The organism is Cohnella sp. GCM10020058, assembly GCF_042683485.1.
Taxonomy (GTDB): Bacteria; Bacillota; Bacilli; order Paenibacillales; family Paenibacillaceae; genus Cohnella.
In genome coordinates this window covers 333,314-355,755 of sequence record NZ_JBHUJV010000015.1, presented here as the reverse complement: position 1 = coordinate 355,755, position 22,442 = coordinate 333,314, and the positions used below count along the sequence as shown (strand labels likewise).

The 22,442-nt window shown below is 59.2% G+C and carries 17 protein-coding genes; 1 reads left to right on the top strand and 16 read right to left on the bottom strand.

Annotation, left to right across the window (positions count from 1 at the left end):
• Positions 1 to 243: 243 nt before the first annotated feature.
• The 4 genes from ACFSR7_RS26240 to ACFSR7_RS26225 all read right to left on the bottom strand — a co-directional run bounded on the left by ACFSR7_RS26240 (position 244) and on the right by ACFSR7_RS26225 (position 5,688).
• On the bottom strand, positions 244 to 1,419 hold the full coding sequence (locus ACFSR7_RS26240) for a sugar ABC transporter permease (protein ID WP_378119792.1): 1,176 nt from the start codon (positions 1,417 to 1,419) through the stop codon (positions 244 to 246).
• A 12-nt stretch (positions 1,420 to 1,431) separates the two neighbouring features.
• A complete protein-coding gene (locus ACFSR7_RS26235; protein ID WP_378166737.1) occupies positions 1,432 to 2,952 on the bottom strand; it encodes an ATP-binding cassette domain-containing protein in 1,521 nt (506 codons plus the stop codon).
• Between the two features lie 98 nt (positions 2,953 to 3,050).
• Positions 3,051 to 4,157: a sugar ABC transporter substrate-binding protein gene (locus ACFSR7_RS26230; protein WP_378166735.1), complete on the bottom strand. Its 1,107-nt coding sequence runs from the start codon at positions 4,155 to 4,157 to the stop codon at positions 3,051 to 3,053.
• Positions 4,158 to 4,338: 181 nt separating this feature from the next.
• On the bottom strand, positions 4,339 to 5,688 hold the full coding sequence (locus ACFSR7_RS26225; RefSeq protein ID WP_378166733.1) for an MATE family efflux transporter: 1,350 nt from the start codon (positions 5,686 to 5,688) through the stop codon (positions 4,339 to 4,341).
• A 138-nt stretch (positions 5,689 to 5,826) separates the two neighbouring features.
• On the opposite strand from ACFSR7_RS26225, the gene ACFSR7_RS26220 reads away from it, so the two are divergent.
• The gene (locus ACFSR7_RS26220) at positions 5,827 to 6,507 is read left to right on the top strand and encodes a TetR/AcrR family transcriptional regulator (protein WP_378166731.1); all 681 of its coding nucleotides are present in this window, start codon (positions 5,827 to 5,829) and stop codon (positions 6,505 to 6,507) included.
• Positions 6,508 to 6,730: 223 nt separating this feature from the next.
• Here ACFSR7_RS26220 and xylF read toward each other — a convergent pair whose 3' ends face one another.
• The 12 genes from xylF to ACFSR7_RS26160 all read right to left on the bottom strand — a co-directional run bounded on the left by xylF (position 6,731) and on the right by ACFSR7_RS26160 (position 22,413).
• Positions 6,731 to 7,849: a D-xylose ABC transporter substrate-binding protein gene (xylF, locus tag ACFSR7_RS26215; protein ID WP_378166729.1), complete on the bottom strand. Its 1,119-nt coding sequence runs from the start codon at positions 7,847 to 7,849 to the stop codon at positions 6,731 to 6,733.
• Between the two features lie 2 nt (positions 7,850 to 7,851).
• Positions 7,852 to 9,432, bottom strand: coding sequence for a response regulator (locus ACFSR7_RS26210; protein WP_378166728.1), 1,581 nt, complete (start codon positions 9,430 to 9,432; stop codon positions 7,852 to 7,854).
• Complete coding sequence (locus tag ACFSR7_RS26205) at positions 9,425 to 10,870, bottom strand: sensor histidine kinase (protein ID WP_378166726.1); 1,446 nt, start codon at positions 10,868 to 10,870, stop codon at positions 9,425 to 9,427. The genes ACFSR7_RS26210 and ACFSR7_RS26205 overlap by 8 nt, the downstream gene beginning before the upstream one ends.
• Complete coding sequence (locus tag ACFSR7_RS26200) at positions 10,867 to 11,844, bottom strand: sugar ABC transporter substrate-binding protein (protein ID WP_378166724.1); 978 nt, start codon at positions 11,842 to 11,844, stop codon at positions 10,867 to 10,869. Before ACFSR7_RS26200 ends, ACFSR7_RS26205 begins: the two co-directional genes overlap by 4 nt.
• A gap of 186 nt (positions 11,845 to 12,030) precedes the next feature.
• Positions 12,031 to 13,170, bottom strand: a complete 1,140-nt coding sequence (locus tag ACFSR7_RS26195) for a toxic anion resistance protein (protein WP_378166722.1) — start codon at positions 13,168 to 13,170, stop codon at positions 12,031 to 12,033.
• Positions 13,171 to 13,199: 29 nt separating this feature from the next.
• Positions 13,200 to 14,888: a vWA domain-containing protein gene (locus ACFSR7_RS26190; RefSeq protein ID WP_378166720.1), complete on the bottom strand. Its 1,689-nt coding sequence runs from the start codon at positions 14,886 to 14,888 to the stop codon at positions 13,200 to 13,202.
• A gap of 14 nt (positions 14,889 to 14,902) precedes the next feature.
• Positions 14,903 to 15,643: a hypothetical protein gene (locus ACFSR7_RS26185; protein WP_378166718.1), complete on the bottom strand. Its 741-nt coding sequence runs from the start codon at positions 15,641 to 15,643 to the stop codon at positions 14,903 to 14,905.
• Between the two features lie 271 nt (positions 15,644 to 15,914).
• Positions 15,915 to 17,735, bottom strand: a complete 1,821-nt coding sequence (locus ACFSR7_RS26180) for a cyclic nucleotide-binding domain-containing protein (RefSeq protein WP_378166716.1) — start codon at positions 17,733 to 17,735, stop codon at positions 15,915 to 15,917.
• 166 nt (positions 17,736 to 17,901) lie between these two features.
• Positions 17,902 to 18,423, bottom strand: coding sequence for a DinB family protein (locus tag ACFSR7_RS26175; RefSeq protein ID WP_378166715.1), 522 nt, complete (start codon positions 18,421 to 18,423; stop codon positions 17,902 to 17,904).
• Between the two features lie 260 nt (positions 18,424 to 18,683).
• Positions 18,684 to 19,073, bottom strand: coding sequence for an iron chaperone (locus ACFSR7_RS26170; protein WP_378166713.1), 390 nt, complete (start codon positions 19,071 to 19,073; stop codon positions 18,684 to 18,686).
• 1,035 nt (positions 19,074 to 20,108) lie between these two features.
• Positions 20,109 to 21,005, bottom strand: a complete 897-nt coding sequence (locus ACFSR7_RS26165; RefSeq protein ID WP_378166711.1) for an SDR family oxidoreductase — start codon at positions 21,003 to 21,005, stop codon at positions 20,109 to 20,111.
• A gap of 82 nt (positions 21,006 to 21,087) precedes the next feature.
• A complete protein-coding gene (locus ACFSR7_RS26160; protein WP_378166709.1) occupies positions 21,088 to 22,413 on the bottom strand; it encodes a Gfo/Idh/MocA family protein in 1,326 nt (441 codons plus the stop codon).
• Positions 22,414 to 22,442: the final 29 nt, after the last annotated feature.

The window sequence follows — 22,442 nt, the reverse complement described above, 5'->3', positions numbered from 1 at the left end:
GCGATGCCACTCCTCGCGCCTCCTCCAGTCTAATCGCCTGTCGTAGTGCAGGCGATGCCACTTCTCGCGCCTCTGCGAGCCCAATCGCCTGTCGTAGTGCAGGCGATGCGGCTTCCCGCGCCGCCGCCAGCCTAATCGCCTGTCGTAGTGCAGGCGATCCCGCCCCCCGCACCGCCCACAACTAAAAAGCCGCCCGGTCCCCGCGAATCTCGCGGCGGACCGAACGGCTCGGCCAGCTTGCCCTTATGCTCTCTTCTTACGCGTCATAACGTCGAAGATGACGGCCGCGGCCAGGACGCCGCCGCGGATCATGTACTGGTACGAAATGCCGACGCCGAGCAGGTTCATGCCGCTCGTGAGCGAAGCCATGACGATGGCGCCGATAATGGAGCCGGTGACTTTGCCGACGCCGCCTGCTGCGGATACGCCGCCGACGTAGGCGGCCGCGATCGCGTCGAGCTCGAACAGCGTGCCCGCCGTCGTCGTCGCCGATTGGAGACGGGCGGTGTACAGGATGCCGGACAACGCGGACAGCATGCCCATCGAGCCGAAGACGATGTAGGTGATCTTTTTGACGCTGATCCCGCTCAGGTGCGCGGCTTCCGGATTGCTGCCGACCGCGTAGATATGGCGGCCGAGCACCGTTTTGGTCGTCAGAAAGTGGTAAATCACGACGACGGCCAGCATGATGACGACGGTCCAGGAAAAACCGTTGTAGCCGGCGATGATCCAGGTAATATAAGCGATGATGGCCGATACGAATACGAGCTTAACCGCGAAAATGCCGCCGGAGACGACCTCGAACTCGTACTTCAGTTTGTTGCGGCGGTTCGCGAATTCAAAGTAAATGTACAGCGCGATGACGACGAGTCCCAGGATCAGCGACAGCACGCTGAGGCCGCCCACTTCGCCCAGAGACGGGATAAATCCATTCCCTAGCGCGTTAAAATGCTCGTTTTTCACGATAATCGTACCCGTCTTCTCCGTGACCATGAGCAGCGCGCCGCGGAAGATCAGCATCGCCGCCAGCGACGATACGAACGCCGGGATGCCGACCGACGCGACCAGCACGCCATTAAACATGCCGATGACGACGCCGAGCACGAGAATGACGGGAATCGTGATATAGACGGGCACGCCCCAGTCCGACAGCATAATCGCGGCGATCGCGCCCATGAAGCCCGCGGCGAAGCCGACGGACAGGTCGATGTGGCGAATGACGATGACGAGCGTCATGCCGACGGCCAGCACGGCGGTGTAGCCCGTCATGTCGAGCAGATTGCTGATGTTGCGCGAGGACATGAACAAGCCGTCCGTCATGATCGAGAAGGTCAGCATGATGACGAACAAGGCGATGTACATGCCGTACTCGCGAATGTTCACCTTGATCAGCGACTTGGCTTCGTTAAAGAAATTCATCGGTAATACCTCCTATTGCGTGGCGAGCTCCATGATTTTTTCTTGGCTGGCCTGTTCGATCGGCAGTTCGCCCTTGATCTTGCCCTCGGCCATGACATATACGCGGTCGCTCATCCCGAGCACCTCGCCGAGCTCCGAGGAGATCATGATGATGCTCATGCCTTCGGCGATCAGCTTGTTCATGATCGTGTAGATCTCGAACTTCGCGCCGACGTCGATGCCGCGGGTCGGCTCGTCGAGGATCAGCAGCTTCGGACCGACGAACAGCCACTTGCCGAGCGATACCTTCTGCTGGTTGCCGCCGCTCAGGTTGCCGACGATTTGCTCGACGGACGGGGCTTTCACGTTCATCGACTTTTTATATTCGTTGGCGACCTTGACCTCCTCGTTCTGGTTGACGATGCCGCCTCTGGCGATGCCGTGCAGATTCGCAGCCGTGACGTTGCTCTTGATGTCCTGGAGCAGGAAGAGGCCGTCGCCCTTGCGGTCTTCCGTGACGTAGGCGATGCCCGCTTCGATCGCGTCGCTCGTATGCTTGAACGAACGGCGCTTGCCTTCCATGAACAGCTCGCCTTGCAGTTTATAAGACTTCGGATTGCCGAAGACGCTGAGTGCCAGCTCCGTCCGCCCCGAGCCCATCAAGCCGGCGATCCCGACGATTTCTCCTTTTTTAACGTGCACGTTGGCGTTCTTTACGACGTTTCTGCCCGTCGGCGCGTCGTAAGCGGTCCAGTCGCGGACTTCGAGGATCGTGTCGCCGAACGTTTTGTTCAAGCGCTTCGGATAGATATCCTCGATTTCTCGTCCGACCATGTTCTTGATGATGACGCCTTCCGTAATCTCGCCCTTGGCGCCGTCCAGCGTGCAGATCGTGCGTCCGTCCCGCAGGACGGTGGCCTTGTCGGCGATCGAGATAACTTCTTTGAGCTTGTGGGAAATCATGATGCAGGTAATGCCCTGGTCCTTCAGTTCGCGGAGCAGGTCGAGCAGGTTCTCGCTGTCGTTCTCGTTCAGCGCGGCCGTCGGTTCGTCCAGAATGAGCAGCTTGACTTCCTTGCTGAGCGCCTTGGCGATCTCGACGAGCTGCTGCTTGCCGACGCCCAGATCCTTGATCAAGGTTTCGGGATTGACGTTCAACTTCACCTTTTTCAGCATGCGCTTGGCTTCGACGATCGTGCGGTTCCAGTCGACGACCGCGCCTCGCTTCACTTCGTTGCCGGCAAAAATGTTCTCGTAGACGGTGAGATCGGGGAACAGCGCGAGCTCCTGATAAATGATGGCGATGCCGGTCTTGACGCTGTCGCTGATCTTGGCGAAGGTCTGCACCTTGCCGTCGAACACGATGTCGCCCGAATACGTGCCATGCGGATAAACGCCGCTCAGCACCTTCATCAGCGTGGACTTGCCCGCGCCGTTTTCCCCGATGAGGCAGTGGATCTCGCCCCGTTCGACCTTGAAGCTGACGTCGGTGAGCGCCTTGACGCCCGGGAATTCCTTGGTAATGCTTTTCATCTCTAGAATATAGTCGCTCATTCTCTTCACTCCTTAGGCGCAGCGACGTTCGGTAACGGCGGAATCGCGATAGACGCATCTATCACGATCCCGCGCTCTAAGCTATTTGCCGGCCGGGATTACAGTCCCGTAAAGTCGCCCGCTTTGTAGTAGTCCGAATCGATGAGTTCTTTCTTCACGTTGTCCTTGTCGACGACGATAACGTCCGTTTGCTTCGCCTTCACGTCCACCTTGCCGTTGTTGTAGGAGCCCGTCGTTTCAGGCGTCTTGCCGTCCAGGATGTCGACCGCCATGCCCATCGCGTCCTTGACCAGCGTACGGACGTCCTTGAACACCGTCATGGATTGCTTGCCGTCGATCACGTATTGGATGGAAGCCTTCTCGGCGTCCTGACCGGTAACGACGTAGCTCGTGATCGCCTTGTCGGAACCGAATACGTCGGCGATGGAACGGGCCGTGCCGTCGTTCGGCGCCAGGATGGCGACGTCGCCCTTCATGTCGGCGGCTGCGGAGGTCAGATGCGTTTGCGCTTTGTTCTTGGCTTCGTTGGCATCCCAGTTCGTGGTCACTTGGCCGATAATCTTGCTCATTTGCTCGCGGGTCAGATCCTTCGTATCCTTCAGCGCGACCGCTTCGCTCGAGTTCGCGATCTTGAACGTGCCGTCCGCGATCTTCGGCTGCAGCGTCTGCCATGCGCCTTGGAAGAACAGGAACGCGTTGTTGTCGGTAGCGGCGCCGGCGTACAGGTATAGCGGCTCGCCGCTTCCCTTGGCGTGGTCGACCAGGTATTGCGCTTGCGCCGCGCCGACCGCGACGCTGTCGAAGGTGACGTAGTAGTCGACCGCATCGGTGTTCGTGATTAGACGGTCGTAGGAGATGACCTTGATGCCTTCTTTTTTGGCTTCTTCTACGGCTGCCGCCGCTGCGTCGCCGTCTTGCGGACAGATGATGAGGACTTGAATGCCTTTGTTGATCAGCGTCTCGACGTTTTCCTTTTCCTTGGCGGAGGAGCCTTGGCTGAACAGGATGTCGGTCGTATATTTCGTGCCGGACAGCGCATCCTTAAAGCGTTGCTCGTCCTGCACCCATCTCGGTTCGTCCTTCGTCGGAAGCACGATGCCTACGCTCACCTTGCTGCTCGCTCCGTCTTTGCCGCAAGCCGCGGCGACCGCCGCGAACATCATGACAACCATCAAAAGCGCGATTGTTTTGAATCCCTTTTTCATTTCTTGTAACCCCTTTCGATCTCGTCGGTTTTTCTGACAAGACCAACTATAGCACCGGACAAGACGCGTGAAAGCGCTTATCGATAGCACTCTTTTGCGACTGCCTGCAAAATTTTATCCTCGCCGGAAACGGCAAAAAAACCGCACGTGTTAGTGCGGTTCATACTCGAATTCTGACTTTTTACTGAACCAGCTGCTCCAGACCCGGCTGCAATTTGTTGCGCAGCGCGTACAGCATGATCGCGCCGACCAGGAAAGTGACGGCATCGGCAATGACGATCGACCAGACGACGCCATGGAATCCGCTCATGCGGTTAGCGATATATAGCACGGGAATCAGCGTGATGCCTTGAATGACGGACATAATTAAAGCGGCGGTGCCTTGCGCTGTCGCTTGAAAGATGCCCGTGAACAGCGAGGTCATGCCCGTAATGAACAAAGACAAGAACGTCACGTGCAAAATGTAGCTGCCCATTTCGATCAATTGCGGATCGTTCGTAAACCAGCCGATCAGATGATCGGAGATCAGATAGACGATGACGCCGAATGCGACGGCCAGCGCCACAATCGTTTTGATCGTAAAGGAAATGGTATGCTTCATGCGCAATTTATTCGCCGTAAAAGAGAAAGCGATCAGCGGAACGACGCCTTCGCACAAGCCCATCAGAATGAACTCGGGAAATTGCAATAAGCGAGATGAAATGCCGTAGCCCGCGATAGCCTGCTCCCCATATTCCACGAGATAATGGTTAAAAATAAGCGACATGGCGCCCAGGAATACGCTCATCACGAAGACGGGGACGCCGATTTTAAATACATTGCTCAGAATGTCCTTGGTCACCTTGAACCATTTTGCCGAGACGGTCAAAAACGAGCTTTTGTAGCCCATATGGTAGGCATAAAATATGCCGGCGACGATGTTGGAAACGACGGTAGCGGACGCGACGCCGATGACGCCCCAATGGAAAACGAAGATGGCGAGCGCATCGAGCGCGATATTCACGACGACGCTGAGAATCATGCCGATCATCGACGTAATGGCCGAACCTTCCGACCGCACGATGTTTTCAAGCGTAAAAAACAACACGACAAAGGGCGAACCGATCAACATAATCGTGACATAGTCCTTCGTGAATCCGAACGAATCGGGCGTTGCGCCCAGCCCGTGAACGATCGAATCGATCAACGGGAGACCGACGGCCATCACGATCAGACCGAGTACCAGGCTGCTGTAAAAGGCGAAGGAAGATAAATGCTTAACGTCCTCGTATTTCTTCTCTCCCAGCAAACGGGAGATGAAGGCGCCGCTGCCGATCCCGATCAGGTTGCCCAGCGCCATGATGATTGCAAATAACGGCAAAGTGAGCGCGAGCGCGGACAGCATGGCCGTATTGTTCAGCGTGCCGAGGAAAAAGGCATTCAAGATCGAGTAAATCACGCTCATCGAAGTGCCTAGCATCATCGGTACGGCGAAGTGGGCTACGGCTTTTGCGATTGGCGCTTTTTCGAAGTAATGAAGGTTTGTATTCATGGCGGGTCACCGCTTTCTCGGTTGTTTTTAGCTCCACTCTAACAGTGTTAGATTGAACCTTACAGTGTTAGATGATATCATGAACGTATGAACCTGTAAAGCATAAACTTACACTGTTAGATAAAAGGACGGATAGCGATGAAAAAGCAGCAGCCGCAAATTTCGGAGGATAAAATCCTAGAGGCTTCGTGGGCGCTTCTGGGCGAGGAGGACATCGAGAAATTCAGCATGCGAAGGTTGGCTGAGCGGCTGGGCATTCAAGCGCCTTCTTTGTACTGGTACTTCAAAAGCAAGCAGGATCTGTATCAGCGTCTGGCCAGCCAGATATCGCGAATTATATTGGACGAATTCCGAGAAGACGGGGATTGGAAGGCGCAGCTTGCGGGAATTGCGGTAACGATTAGGGATGTGCTCCGCCGGTATCCCTGCTCCACGCAGCTCATGATGATGACGCTGCCGCACGAGCCGGACACGATCCGGTTCACCAACCGTATGCTGCTCTGCCTGGAATCGACGCCGCTCGAGGCCGAGCAGAAAATTCAAACGGTTCTTACGCTCGTGAATTATGTTCACTACTTTGTGCTGGACGATTACCAGCATCAGCGCAATGTCAAAGCGGTCATGAACGACGAGGGAGAGCTTCCGGAAGGTCTGATGATACGTCTTTTGGACGGCATGAGCGAGTCGGATGCGGGCGTATTCCGGCGGATGTTCAAGAGCGGGCTGTTCGAGCTGATGGGGACCGACAGGTCGTTCGAGTTCGGCTTGAACCTGATTTTACTTGGCGTGGAGCAGGTTATAAAGGCGCAAGAGAACTAGCGGGATCGCGGGAGATGCGGCATCCTCGTTTTCAAGAATCATAAACTTGCGTCCGCGGAATAGCGCAGTTTTGCGCTATTCTGGCCACATCGCTCCCCGCGTTCGCGCCAACATGACCGTTGCGCGTCGTCTCCAGCTTGCGGCATGCGAAAAAAAAGCGCCAGGTCATCGCCCCTGGCGCTTTGCTTTCCTGGCGCAATTCGTCCGCTTCCGCCCCGAACCGCTAGCGTCCCGACAGCTCCACGTTTTTGTACACTTCCTCCCGCGAGTGGAAGCCTTCGGCGATAATCGTCTCGTCGATGTTGGACTTGTCCACGGCGATCGGCGCGAGCAGCACGGACGGTACCTCGATCTTGCCGTTGTTGACCTTGCGGTCGGCGCCCGGGTCTTCTCCCCGCGCGAGCTTGAAGGCAAGCTCCGCCGCCTTCTCGGCGAGCAGTTTGATCGGCTTGTAGACGGTCATCGTCTGCGTCCCTTCGACGATTCGCTGCGCGGCCGCGAGATCCGCGTCCTGGCCCGCGATCGGGATGCGCCCCGCCAAGCCTCGCTCGGTCAGCGCCTGGACGACGCCGCCTGCAGTCGCATCGTTCGCCGCGATGACCGCGTCGATCCGGTCGCCATTCGCGTCAAGCGCCGCCCGCATGTTGACCAGCGCGTTCGCCGGCAGCCAGTCCTTGCTCCACTGGTCGTATACGACTCGAATGTCGCCGCTGTCGATTTTCGGCTGGATGACGTTGAACACGCCTTGCTTGAACATATGCGCGTTGTTGTCCGTATCCGCTCCGCCGATATAAACGTACTTGCCGCGCGGCACTTGCTTGAGAATCGCTTCGGCCTGAAGCTCGCCGACCTTCTCGTTGTCGAAGGAAACGTACAGATCGATATCGGCGTTGTTGACGAGCCGGTCGTAAGCAAGCACCTTGATGCCCGAGGAATGGGCGCGCTTGACAATCGCCGCCGTCGCCGCCGCGTTGTGGGGCACGATGACCAGGATATCGACGCCTTGGCCGATCATCGTCTCGGCCTGCGAGATCTGCTTGGCGTCGTCCCCGTTCGCCGCCTCGATCACGACCTCGGCGCCGAGCGCCTCCGCCGCGGCCTTGAACAGGTCGCGGTCGCGCAGCCAGCGCTCCTCGAGCAGCGTGTCCATCGCGAAGCCGATCTTGATCGGCCCGCTATGGGATGGCGATGCACCGCCTCCCCCGCCCTGCGTAGCGGACGATTCAGGTGCGTTGCCCGACTGCCCGCCGCCGGCTTCGCAGCCAGCCGCGAAGCCGGCCAGCGCCAACGCCAGCAACAGCGGCCCTATCGCTCGCCTGCCTTTTTTCCACGCTTGTATCATCCTCACGATCCCCTTTTGCCGAGCAGCGTTTTGCGGTATTCGGTCGGCGAGACGTCGCACATTTTTTTGAACACCTTGCTGAAGTAGTTCGGATCGTGATAACCGACCTCGAACGTAATCTCCTTCAGGCTCCGCTCCGGGTCGCCCATCAGCTTCTTGGCCTTGTCGATGCGGCATTCAGTGAGAAAGTCGATGTAGTTGACGCCAAGCTGCTCCTTGAACAGCTTGCTGATATAAAACGGACTGAGTCCGACGCGCTTGCCGATCGCTTCGAGCGAGATGTCCTCGTGGGAATGCTCGTAGACATACTGCCTGATCTGCTGGATCGCATCCGGCTTAATCCGCTCCTGATGGGTCTCGAATGCCTGCCGCATCCTCGCGAGTAGCAAGCCGGTCTCGGCGCGCAGCTGCCGATAATCGCGGGCCTGCACCGAGAACAGCGGCGACTCCGTCTCCACGCCCATCTCGAGCAGCACGCGCGAGGCGAGCCAGAGCAGCTCCAGCGCCCGCTGCTGCGCGAGCAGCAGGTCCGCGCCCTCGCTCTCGCAGCGCCGGAGCAGCTCCTGGACGTCCGCTTCGAGCTGCTCCCATTCCCCAAGCCGGATACGGTCGAAAAACTGGCGCTCCCACTGTTTCGCAGACACTCCCTCCCGGACCATGCCGAGCGCGGGCGTATCCGCGTAAAACCGGTACCTGACCCGCACGGTCGGATCCGACGATGCGATCAGCGCCTCCTGATAGGATTGCCGGATCTGGTCCAACGAATCGCATTCGCCGCCGATGCCGACGAACGAGCCGCCCGCGCCCGACAGGCTCGCTCCCGGCAAGGCCGCGCCCGTCGCCCCGGCGTCCGCAGCCAGCAGCAGCTCGCGCGCCAGGGCGAGCGCCTGCGATCGATACGAACGCTCGGGATCCCTGAACGCGATAACCGGGATATGACGCCCGTACATCGCGCCGACCCAACCGCCGCCCGCCCGTCTCGCTTTTTCCCGGACCACGGCGTACAGTCCCTCCGCACCTTGCGGCAGCAGCACGCACATCGCAAACGGCTCGCCGCCGGCGCTCTCGCCGAGCAGGCCGACCAGCTCGTCCAGGTGCACCTCATGCACGTGGTCGAACAACAATTGCGTGACAATATCGGCCTCGATCACGGGCAGCACCTTGCGCAGCGCATCCTCCTGCCGCTTGCTCGTCTCGACCGACCTGCGTTCCTCATCGATCTGACCGAGCACCTTTCCCACCGTCGCTACAATTTCGCTCGCCTTGCTCGGCTTGAGCAGGTAGTCCTTGACCCCGAGCTTGATGGCCGAGCGCGCATAATCGAACGTGTCGTACGCCGTAACCATGACGAACTTGATGCCGGGCTGGACCTTGGCGATAAGCTCGATCGCTTCAAGGCCATTCATGCCGGGCATCTTAATATCCATCAGGATGAGGTCGGGCTGCAGCTCCGCGGCCATTTCCACGGCGATTCTTCCGTTTTTCGCCTGCGCGATGTCCAGCTCGGGGAAGCCTTTTCGCAGAATCGCCTGCAATCCGTCCCGCTCGATCTGCTCGTCGTCCACGATCAAGAGCCTAGTCATCGCTATCGAATCTCCTTGTTTTCGGTATTTGAAGGACAACCGTGGTGCCTGCCGGGCCGCTGGCAATGTCAATGACGTCTTCTATGCCGTAAAAGAGGCGGAGCCGTCTGACGACATTGCTGAAGCCGATACCCGTCGAATGCCCTTCCGTCACCACGGGGCGCTCCTCGAGAATCTGCCTGACCTTGAGCGCGGACATGCCCGGTCCGTCGTCGGCGATCTCAATCCTGACATGCGCCTCTTCGTCCGCTACCTTGAAACGGATCGTGCCGCCCTCTTCACTCGGCTCGACTGCATGAATGACCGCGTTTTCCACGATCGGCTGCAGCGTAAGGCCCGGGATCTGAACATGCAGGCACGACTCGTCGACATCCGCTTCGAAGCGAAGCCGATCGGTGAACCTGGCGTTCTGGATCTCCATGTACTGGCCCAGCACCTTCACTTCCTCATACAGCGTGACGGACCGGTCGAGCCGCTTAAGATTGTATCTCAGCAGGCCCGCGACGCTCGCGAGCAGGTCGCTCGTCTCCTCGGAGCCCTCGAGATAAGCCTTCTTGGACAGCGTGTCGAGCGTGTTGAACAGGAAATGCGGATTGATCTGGCTCTGCAAGCTGCGAAGCTGGCTCTCCTGGAGCAGCAGCTTGTTCTGCTGAAGCTCGTGCTCAAGCTGCGCCTTCTGCTGAATTTCCGAGATGAGATTGTTGATATTGACGCGCATGCGCTCGAACATTTTGGCCAGGAAGGAGATTTCGTCGTTGGACTTGACCTCGACCTTCAGGTCAAAGCGCCCGCGCGATAGTTCCTTGGCCGCCTGCGTGAGCTTCTGGATCGGACGCGTGATGCTCAGGGAAAATCCGTACGTGAACAGCAGCATGAGCAGCGTGATCGTCAGCAGCAGCCAGACGCCCAGCTTCTTGAGCTCGGCCGATTGCTCGATGATGCCGCGGTAAAATTGGTCATAGGTCTTAAGCTCGGTGTCGATCAGCGTGAGCGTCATCTCGGAAATGTACTTGGAGATACGCGTCGCCTCGAGAAAGGCGTTCGCCGAATCTTCGGACTCCTTCTCGGATTGAAAAAGCAGCGAGCGGTCCATCGTCTCGAGCAGACTGTCGATCAGATTCATGTAGTTGGTAATCGCGAAGTCGTTGTCCGCGTTACGGAGATTGATGACGCCGAGCCTGGCTTTGCGCAGCTCCTCCTTGCTCCGGTCGAGGAGGCCGAGGTTGGCGGCCGTCGGCTCCAGCCGATAGTTGTTAAGCGCGGTGATCGTCTGCTGGCTGGCCGTCGTCACCTCGTTCATCCGCAAATACCGCTGCAAAATGTCGTTGTACTGCTCCTGCGTCTTCTGGTTGTAGTAGGTCAGCGTCATCCAGATCGCGACCATGATGAACAGGACGATGGCGGCGAGCGTCCAGATCTTGCGCTGAATGCTCGTCATGGCGCCTCCTTCAGCTTAAGCATCCGGATGTCGGTCAGGTAGCCGTCGGTATTAAGCGGCATGACTTGTCCGTTCAGCCATTTGACCATCAAATTAACGCTCAGCCTTCCCATCTTGTCGGGCGATTGCTCAAGCATGCCGTCCAGCTTGCCCGTCTTGAGCAGATCCAGACTATCCGAGCTGTCGTCGAACGAATATATATCGTACGGCCCCACCTGCGAACGCCTGCCGATCTCCTGAATCATCGCGTCTGCGATGTTGGCGTTGACGGCGACGAAGGCGTCGACATCCGGCAGCCGATTCATCATGTCCTGCGTCGTCGCAATGATTTGCTCGCGCGTTTCCCCGGTTTCCGCGTAGGCGGTCTTCACGTCAGGATAGTTTTTGAGCACGTCGTTTATGCCCTGAATGCGCTGCCGTTGATAATACTCCTGCCGGTTGTCGCCCATCAGGATGACGGTGCCCGACTTGCCCATGTCCGCGATCAGCTGCTTCGCGATCAACTGCCCTGCCGCGAATTGATCCGAGCCCACATAGGTTCGCCGGAGGCTCTCGGCCATCGGCACATCGCTGCCGACCGTGATGACGGGGATACCGTAAAAGGCAGCCTTGACCTTCGTCAACTCTTTAAACGCTTCCGTATCCAGCCCCTGAAGAATGATTCCGTCCACCTTGGAATCGATGGCGATCTCCAGCTTCTTCAGGAAGTCGTCCTGGTCTTTGTTGTAGCTGCCCCACACTTCGATGCTGGCGCCGTTCGCCTTGGCCTCCGCCTTCGCGCCGACGGCGACCTGGTTCCAGAACGGCGTGTCCAGCTCTTGCGTGATCAGGACGACACGGTAGCGGGCCTCCTGCCCGGCCCGCGTCTGCGGGAGCTGCCGGTCGGAGCGGAATACCCGGTCCGCCGACTGGACCGTAAAGTACAGAAGCACGGCGCAAAGGGCGCCGATCAGGATAAGCAACGATTTGCGCAAGCGAATGACTCCGTTTCCAATTGGACTAGCTACATCATAGCAGAGGCCAACGGAAGTTCAAGCGTCAACACGACGGGAAGCGCAAAGAAGCCCGGCTGTCTGCGAGGCAGACAGGCCGGGCCGGGTACGAATACTATGGTTGGGCTGCGGTTTGATCCAGGCAGCGCAGCAGCAATGCGACGACGTCTACAAGCCCAGCTTGTTGCCCCGTTCGAGTCGCAGGATTTGCTTTTCGCCGGTGTCCGCCAGCTCGCGGAACTGATTGATCGTCTCGCGCATCTTCGGCAGCGCCTCCTGCTTGTAGGCACTGATCGAATCGAGTGCCGACAGCACGTCGGTGAACGCCTGCTTCATCGTATCGACGGAGATGTTGGCCTCGAGCGACTGCTTGTGGATCGACGCGCCTTGTTCCTTGAGCATCCGGGAGGTGCCGGCGATCAGCTCGTTCGTCGTCTGGTTGAGCAGCTCGATTTTTTTCAGCACGATCTTCTGATTGTACAAGGCGCTTGCCACGATGACGGCGATCCGGAGCGCCGATACCGTCACGTTCTTCGCGCGGTCGACGCCGCGGATGAGCTCCTTGTTGTTCCGCACGACGACCTCGATCGCCATGATGCCCTGCTGATTAACGACCTGCATCTGCTGCAGGTCCATCAGGCGCTGGCGCAGCGGGAACATGACCTCTTCCGTGATGAAACGGACCTTCTCGGGATCCTCGCCGCGCACCTTGGCCGCTTCGACCTGCTGCTCAATCGACGAATCCATGAGCGTACCGAGCTCGATTTCCTTTTGCAGCTTCTTCGTCAGGTCGCGCAGCGTCTGCTGCTCGATCTCGAGCGTCGTATTATCGTTTTTCAGCGTCGTCTTGCCCTTGTCGAGGGAGGTGATGATGTCGGCGATGACGACATCCGCCTTTTCGTACCGCGCGAAGTAGGCGCGCAGCGGATTGAACAGCTTGCCGAGCAGCCCGTGCTTGGCGAAGTCGACGGCGCTCGGGTCGAGATCCTTGAGCTGGATGTTCAGCTCCGAGAGCCCCTTGGCGACCTGACCGCCTTCATCGCCCGTCTTGGACAGGTTGCCGACGGAGATTTGCAGCAGCTGATTTTTTTCCGCGGAATTCCGCATCGTATTCATGCCGAACGTATCGATCGACTGCAGAATGCCCTTGCGATGGTCGAGGGATTCGAGGTCGAGCGTCATTATCGCGTTCACGTTGTTATCCGCCAGCTCCTTGAGCTTGGCGACTTCCTCGGGGACGGGCTTGACCTCTTCTTCGATCGCGACCTTAATTTCTTCCTGGCTTGGGACTTCCATCGAAAATGACATTTCGCGTCCACCTCTCCTATGTGTTGAGCTTACATTTGAACGTTAAACAAGTTGCCGAGCTTGTAGACGACATCGTCCGTGTCCGCGTTGATGCTCGCCGCTTCGTTGATGCTCGAAATATTTTGCAGCGCCTTGATGTCCGCGTTATAGCCGACCGTGTAGATCGGAATCTTGTAGCTCGCGATCAGGCTCTGGACTTCCTTGAGCTTAAGACCGACGTTGGTCTCGCCGTCGCTCAGGACGAAGATCAGCGGCTTGACGTTGGGATTGGCCGCCATGTAATCCTGCAGCATCTTGAGTGCCACGACGACGCCGTCGAACGTCGCGGTGCTGCCGCCCGCCTGCAGGCCGTCCACAGCGCCGACGAACATCGACTGCTGGTTCGTATCGTACTTGCCGATCGGCAGGTTGATCGTGACCGCGCTGGAGTACGAGACGAGTCCGATGCTGTTGTCGCGTCCAAGGTACTTCTGCCCCTTGAGCAGAGATTCCTTCAGCCTGTTCAGCGGCTCGCCGTCCATGCTGCCGGAGACGTCGGCGACGAATACCGCGGCGATCGGCTTGGCGCCGTTTTTCTTTTCCTTCCACACCTTCTGCGCGGCGATCAGCGTACTTCCGTCAACCGCGCCGACCGTCGGCTTGTAATCCTCCAGCTCGTTGAAGCCCTTGCTCTTGGCAGCATCCTGGTACTTGGCCTGCGCCGCGAATTCGGCGAATTTCTTGACGATCTCAAGCTTGGTAGCGGAAATGTTGCCGAGCGCATACAACGGGCTGTCATGCCGGGCGCCGAAAGGCGTGAACACGTAGCCGCCCTTCAGATCCGCCGCGTTGACGTACGTCTGATACTCCAGCACGAAGCCATCGAGCGCGCCCGACTTGGCGGCGTCGCGCATCTGCAGCGTCGTCGACGCGATGAACGGCACGTTCGCCTGGAAATTCTCGAAGCCCTGGACCGCCTTTTCGCTGAGCAGATTCGAGCCGTCGAACGTCTTTAGCGCGGACACGAGGAAATTAAGTCCCGTCGAGCTGGCAAAGGGATCCGTATAGCCCATCGAAAAGTCCCCTGCCGCGATCGCCTCGGTGACGGTCTTGACGCTCACTGAGCCGTATTTCTGGACAAGCGCGTCGTTTTTGGCCTTGGCGATGACGATCCCCGGCACGTTGCCGACGAGCCGTTTGGAGACGAGCTGCGTCTTCACGCCGGAAGCCTTGACCATCTCGCCCCACAGCTCGTTGGACGGCGTGAACGCGTCCGGCACGTACTTGCCCGAACGGATATAATCCGCCGCCGTGCCCGAGGCGATGTTCCGCAGCTTGACCGAGACCGTCTTGCCGTTCACGCTGATATTCGCCTTGTTAAAATCGTTCGCCACGTCCGTCAGCCAGCCGTCGTTGCCCGTGCCGGACTTTTCCGTCGAGGAGAAAATCTCCGCAAAGTCCGATGTCGTGCTGTCCGCCGTAATCGGGAACTTGGCGATATCCGGCAGCGTAGCCGCCACGTCGACCGGATCGAGGTCGATCTGTCCCTTGACCGGCGTCTCGGTCGTAACGTCGATGTTGTTGTAAAGCTTATTCAGCCGCTTGCCCGCATCCTCCGTCGCCACCTGCTTGTCGGACTTGCCCCAGTTCGTGGACACGTTGACGCCGATATAGACAATCGCGAATACGACGATCAGAATGATGCCGGTTACCCATAAAAACTTTTTGCCGCTCCTCAATGCGCTTGCACCCCTTACTGTTTATAGTACTTGGTTTGCTTGATCAGCGAGTCGATCTCCACCATGGCCGGCATCTGCTCGATGTCGCCGGGCTCGATGCTGTCCAGACGCGAGATCTCAAGCAGCAGCTTGTCGAGCTGCAGGAGCATCTCCTCATTGGTGCCGATCGCGTGCTTGATGTAGGACATATAATCGTTGTAAAAATCGGTTTTCTCCTGGAGCAGCTTCGGCGAGTATCGTGCCGACTTCCGCGTCATGACCCGCTCGTATTCGGCTTCGTCGAACACGCCGAGCCGATTGAGCACGCTCTTTATATTCAGATAGAAGAGATTTTCCACCTCTTCGGCCACGCTTGAGAACTTGGCGAAGCTCATCTCGGCAGGATCGAAGCGCTGGTGCAGCACCTTGAACAGCGTCGCCTTTTTCTTGTCCATGCGATCCATCTGCTCCAGCGCCAGCGCGATATCCTCCGCAAGCGCGCGAACTTTGCCGTACGGCGCGAGCGCGCTCGCATAGTCCTCACGAGTCTTGATGGGCTTATTAGTAGCCAGCACGATCGAAGACTTGTAGAGCCAATTATAGCTGCCATAAATGATCGCGATCGCGCTCGCGGCCAGCAGCGTCACGCCCAGCGCCGTCTCGAACGCGCTGCCACCGATCGTCAAGCCGGCGAAGGCGGGAGACAGCGCTAGGATATTCACGAGGGCCGCGCCAACCACGACCCCCAGCATTTTCAAATAGTTCTTTCCGACCAACGCCAGTAGCCCCTTCCCTCGTTGTATGGATGTCCGTTCCGCTCGCTCTGCTGCTATGCTATGAATATGCGATCGATCGGGCGCTCAGTTCATATAATTAAATAGTACCATATAATGCTAGGGTTCGAGGATTGCAAACAAAATATCCATATAAACGGTTGCCTTCGACAGCGCGGCGGCGCCGCCGTTTCATTCCTTATATCGGGAATACGTAAGAACGGCTTAAGAAGTTACTCTATTTTTTTAAAGCTTGTACTTTGCGTGTAGCGGATTAACGGGGCTTGACTCTTAGCGCGCGGCCGCAGCGGGCACAATAGCGCGTCTCGCGCGGAGAGACGGTGCCGCAGCCGTCGCAGCGGAGCTCGCCCGGCACGATCGATGCTTGTTCGACGTGCCGTACCGCCTCTTGGACGTAAGGATTCAACGCGGCGAAGGCGCGGTACTCTTCTCTGCGGCCCGTGCGAACCAGCAGGTACAGGAGGCCGATGCCGGCGCCCCCGACCGCAGCCATCATCCCGACCTTCGCCAGACCGCCGGCGAATTGCAGATCCCATGCCGCGTGCAGGGCAACGACGGCTGCCAGCAGAAGCGCCGCGCGCCAAGGCCGGATCCCCCGCCTACGCCTTGATTCCCTCCCTGCACCCGGCGCCCAAGCTCCGGCTGCGATCCAGATGCCTGCCGCGGCGATTGCCGTCCAGGTGCCATGCCCGAAAGGAGACAGCAGCGCACGGATCCAAAGCACGGACAGCATGCCCAGCGACGAAGCCTCTTCCAGATGGGACCAGCCGTAAATTACGCTCTCGATGGCCGCGAACCCCATCCCCGCCGCCGCTCCGAATACGACCGCGTCCATCAGGAAGCGCATCTGCTTTGTCCGGATCAGCGCGAGGCATACGAGCAGCTTGGCGCCCTCTTCGATGACAGACACCGTCAAGGGGGTTTGGAAACTCGAAAAATCGCTCTGTCCGGCGCCGAAAAGCGACATATGCTCCAGGTACCACGCCAGCGGCACGGCGACGACCGCGGAAGACAAGAAGATCAGACCGAGACGCAGCGTGCCGAAGCCGAGCAGTTGATGGCCGCGAATATAGGCGACAAACGTCACCGGGCCGACGAAGGCGCCCACGATCAAGGTCGCGAAGCTGAGCCATTCGCTGCGCACGAGCAAGGCGAGCACGGTCAGCAGGACGAAGCCGCCGCCGAGCCATAGCAGCACGTCGACCCATCGCTCCTTACCCTTGGGCAGCGCGGACTCGGGTACGACGGCAGGCGTTTCCGCGCCGCCTGCTTGCGGGATCAGATGCGGAGCCCGAATGCGCAGCATCTCCAAGAACTGCCGGCGCACGGGTGCATAGTAGTCCAATATGTACTGAAATTCGCTTTTTCCCATCACGAGCAGCTCGCCGTCCTCGGCGGCCATGACCGACATCTGAGAGGGCATGCCGGTCAACAAACCGATCTCTCCGAAAAAGTCGCCCTGGCGCAGCTGCGTTTTCCGCCGGCCTGCGCTTCGCACCTCTACGCGTCCGCTGCTAATCATATAAAAAGAGTCCGCTTGATCACCTTCCTTAACGAGCAGCTCGCCTTTTCTCATCGGCCGGACCGTCGTGATCTCCGCCAAGCCGCGCAGCTCGGCATCGGGGATGTCCGACCAGATCGAGGCTTTGCGGAGCATCCGATGAATCATTCGGAGCCGGACCGTGAGCAGCAGGCTCTCGTGGAACAGCGGACTGCGCCCGGCAAGCAGCTCGAACGACCGGCGGTCCAGCCGCAGCGCCTCGACCTCGCCGTTCGCCGTCACCGTCGCCGTTCGTCGTTCGCGGCGCAGCAGTCCGATCTCCCCGACGAGCGCCCCTGGACCAAGCTCGGCAAGCAGCAGCGTCTTACCCACCAGATTGCGGGAAGACACTTGTACGGAGCCCCGTTTGATAAAGTAACAATCCTCCCCCGCAGCTCCCTCCACAAGCAGCGAACGGCCGTCCTCGAACGAGACGGGCTCGATCGAAGCGGCCGCGATGCGGAGCTCTTGTTCGGGTATGCCGCGCAGCAGGACGTGTTCGCCCAAGAACGCGATGATGTCTTCTCTGGTCATGGCTGCTCTTCCGTTTCCGCGATGGCCCCGGCCGCTTATCTGATGTTGCCGACGATCGATCTGCGGGAATCCTGCGTCATTTGAATGAAGTTATTTCCAGTCTAATTTGTCCGCGGGGGAGCGTCAACGAAAAAGGAGGCGGGACGGCGCTAACCCAGGGATCCGCTCAACGGTTGAGAATCCCGAGATATTGGACCCAGGGGCCGACGTCCGTCTTGTAGCGCAGCGCCATCGTTCTGACGATCTGTGCAAGATGCGTCAGGTCGTGCACGACCCAAGCGGAGATGAGCTCCCTGGCCTTGACCGTGCCGAATGCCGGATGCGCGCCGGTGCGCTCCAACCGTTCATCGGCGGCGATGAGCGCCCTCAGGCTTTTAATGCCGCTTGTTCTGAGCTCCGCAAATTCCTCAAGCTTGCGCTCCGTCGTGCGGCTCTCGGCACTCAAGTGCGCATACCGGTCGAACGCGGGAAACGGCTTGCTCTCGCCCTCCTGCAAAATAAACGCAAGACGCGGAATCCAGTTCGTTTTCTCCCCTTCGATCAGATGGCCGACAACTTCGTCCGCGTTCCAGGTACCTTCCCCTTCGTTGCAGCTCAGCCAGCCTTCGGGCAAACCCGATAGGAGCGAGGCGAGCGTCTGCGGCGTCCGGCTCAAGATCGCGACGGCTTCATCTATGTTGAAATTCATGAGTAAATCCTCCTTTGGAGCGATTGTGCGGCGCTGGCGAATGTGTTGAAGGAGCGGCGCGCAGCGCCACGGGAATTGCCTGCACGACAAGAGGCAAAGGGCGCGATGGCCGTTCGGATCCGGCGATTGCCTTCTCTACGAGAGGCGATGGGGCGGGTGGCCGCCCGGATTCGGCGATTGCCTTCTCTACGAGAGGCGATTGGGCGGATGGCCGCCCAGATCCCGCGATTGCCAGTACGACGAGAGGCGATGGGGCTGCTTTAAACCTTTTTGCCACGTTTCGCTTCGGCCCGCGCCTTGTTCTGGCTGACTCTGTAAGCGGTGATTCGACTGATCAACTCGTGAGGCAGCGGCTTGTCCAGCGGAAACTGCACCGAGCCCTTCGCCCCCTTGTACGCAGACAGCTCCTCCTTAAACGCCGCAATGCCGTCCGCGCCCGGGTAAAATCCGATATGGTTTTTGAATGCGGCGAAGTGCACCAGGTTGCCATGCAGATCGAACGTCGGCATCTGGTAGCTAATCTTCTCCTTCGCTTCCGGCGCCGCCGACCGAATCGTCTCCCGGACGTCCTGCAGCAGCCGCTGAATCTCGGGCGGGAAGGCCGCGATATATGCTTCCGTCGATGTTAACGAGGTACCTTTTTCATCCATGGCAATGCGCCCCTTTTGGTCGGATTGGAGATGACATCTATAGTATATTCGAAATGAATGAGCGAGGGGGAAAAGAAAAGCTTCCGCGAGGTGGCGTGGCAGTCGATGAGAAGACGAGGCGAGAGGCGTTGGGCCAAACAGTGGCGCGATGCGAGCAATCGCCTTCTGTACAGAAGGCGTTGGGCCAGATAGTGGCGCGATACGAGCTATCGCCTTCTGTATAGAAGGCGTTGGGCCAGACAGTGGCGCGATGCGAGCAATCGCCTTCTGTACAGAAGGCGTTGGGCCAGACAGAGGCGCGATGCGAGCAATCGCCTTCTGTACAGAAGGCGTTGGGCCAGACAGTGGCGCGATACGAGCTATCGCCTTCTGTATAGAAGGCGATGAACCAATCGGTACCGCGACACGAGCAATCGCCTTCTGTACAGAAGGCGTTGGGCCAGACAGTGGCGCGATGCGAGCTATCGCCTTCTGTACAGAAGGCGTTGGGCCAGACAGTGGCGCGATGAGAGCAATCGCCTTCTGTACTGAAGGCGTTGGGCCAGACAGTGGCGCGATGCGAGCTATCGCCTTCAGTACAGAAGGCGTTGGGCCAGACAGTGGCGCGATGCAAGCAATCGCCTTCTGTACAGAAGGCGTTGGGCCAGACAGTGGCGCGATGCGAGCTATCGCCTTCAGTACAGAAGGCGTTGGGCCAGATAGTGGCGCGATACGAGCTATCGCCTTCTGTATAGAAGGCGTTGGGCCAGACAGAGGCGCGATGCGAGCAATCGCCTTCTGTACAGAAGGCGTTGGGCCAGACAGAGGCGCGATGCGAGCAATCGCCTTCTGTACAGAAGGCGATGGGCCAGACAGTGGCGCGATACGAGCTATCGCCTTCTGTACAGAAGGCGATGAACCAATCGGTACCGCGACACGAGCTATCGCCTTCTGTACAGAAGGCGTTAGCCGGCGATGCCTCTCATCCGCAGCAAAAACGGGACGAAGCCAATATCGCTTCGTCCCGTTTGCAAACGCCGCCTCATGCAGCGGCGCTTACGGCGTCGGCGTGCCACCGTTCGCGTTTAGCGTCTCGCCGCTGACGTAACTGGATTCCTGGCTCGCCAGGAATACGTACGCCGGCGCCATCTCAGCCGGCTGGCCCGGACGGCCGAGCGGCGTCGTCTCGCCGAACTTCGCCAGCTTCTCCGTCGGCTGGCCGCCGGATACCTGGAGCGGCGTCCAGACCGGGCCGGGCGCCACGACGTTGACGCGGATGCCCTTGCTCGCGACCTGCTGTGCCAGCGCCTTGCTGAACACGTTGATCGCGCCCTTGGTCGTCGCGTAGTCGAGCAGAATCGGCGCGGGCTTGTACGCCTGGATGGAAGACGTATTAATGATCGTGCTGCCCGGCTTCATGTGCTTGATCGCCGCCTTGCACAGCCAGAACAAGCCGTACACGTTCGTCTTGAACGTCGCGTCGAATTGCTCCGTCGTCAGCTCTGCGATATCCGGCACGAACTGCTGCATGCCCGCCACGTTCGCGAGGATATCTAGACCGCCCAGCTCGCGGACCGCAGTCTCGACCAGTTGCTCGCAGTAGGCCTCGACCTTCTGGTCGCCCGGCACCGCGACAGCCTTGCTTCCGGCTTCTTCCACCAGCCTGACAACCTGCTGCGCGTCCGCTTCCTCCTCCGGCAAATACGACAGCACGACATCGGCGCCCTCTCGCGCGAAGGCGATCGCCACGGCGCGGCCGATGCCGCTGTCCGCACCGGTCACGATCGCCTTGCGGCCTGCAAGCCGTCCCGTGCCGCGGTACGTCCGTTCGCCGCAGTCGGGTATCGGCGTCATCTCGACCTGGAGCCCCGGCGGCTCCTGCGTCTGTTGATACTCCGGTCCCGCTTTGGGATACTGCTTCGTCGGATCCTGCATCGCGTACTGGTCGGCCATCGTCAATCCCTCCATTGGATGTTTCGCAAATTTTTAACGGATAGGCTTAAACTCCTCTCTATATAACCTTCCTGGCCTGCCTTTAAACGAAAATGCCGTCCCAATCGATCTCGACCGTACGGCCCGTCGCCATCGATACGTCCGCCCGGAAGCCCGACACATGCCCGACGATCGAATGCGCCAGCGCTGTCGAATAACCGGCGTCCGGATCGCCCCTGACGACTCGCAGGAAATCCTCGACAAGCCGATGGTCGCCTCCCCCGTGCATCTCGCCCGACACCTCGATACGGACCTCCCGCTCCGAAAAAACGCGTCCGTCCGCCCATGGATCCGGATGCCGCACGACGAATACGCCTTCCTCCAGCTCGCCTTGAATCTCTCCCCTGGTCCCCGTAATATGCACGGTCCGGCAAGCCTTGGCGGCGCCCCCCACGAGGCTGTGCGCGGCCGTGCTCCCGTCCTCGAACGCGAACTGGACGACTTGATGGTCCACGATATCGTTGTCGCAGCGCCAGACGTAGCGGCCGAACCGATTGTCGCCCGCAAGGCTCGCCAGCTTCTCCTCGTCGCTCAGCCGCACGCCGTCCAGGTAACCCGGCCATACGTAAACCGGCCACAGCTCCCGATCGACATAAAGCGTCTTGGCGGAGTAAGGACATGCCGCTTCGATCGGACAATCCGTCACGCATCTCGTGCCTGCGCCTTCCGGCGCCCGATCCTCGCGGAACTGTGAGAGCCGCCCGAAGCTGCTGACGCGGACAGGTTTGATTCCGGTCTTGAACCAGGAGATCAAGTCGAGATCGTGGCAGCATTTGGCCATGAGAAACGAGGACCCGTCCCGCGCAAGACTCGCGAATTTGCCCCGTACGAAGGCGGTCGCCATATGGTGATAATCAACGTTTTCCTCCGTATGGACATGGATGACGTCGCCGATCTCGCCGGTCTGGATAGCGTGATTCAACGCCTGGTAGAAAGGCGCGTAGCGCAGCACGTGGCAGACCATGACCTTGCGGCCGTAAGTCTCCGCGGTCCAATAGAGCGCCAGCACCTCCGCTTCCGAGATGCCCACCGGCTTTTCGAGCAGCACGTCGTAGCCCTTGCGCAGCAGCGGCAGCGTCGTCCGCACGTGGTGCGCGTCCAGCGTCCCGTTGATGACGGCATCGGCGAGCTGCGGGCGGGATACGAGTGCGTCGACGCTGTCAAAGCACCGGTCCGCCGGTAAATCGTATAAGCTCGCCGTATGCGCCCGCCGGACGGGATTGGGCTCCACGACGCCGACGATCCGCATCGCATCGGGATGCTTGAGCGCATAGGAGGCATAGTTCATCGCGCGGCTGCCTGCGCCGACAATAACGACGGTGACCGGATCGCGAGACGCGCTCGCCGCGTCGCTGGTGGTTACGTTCACTTTCATCCATCTCCTTAGCATGATAAGAG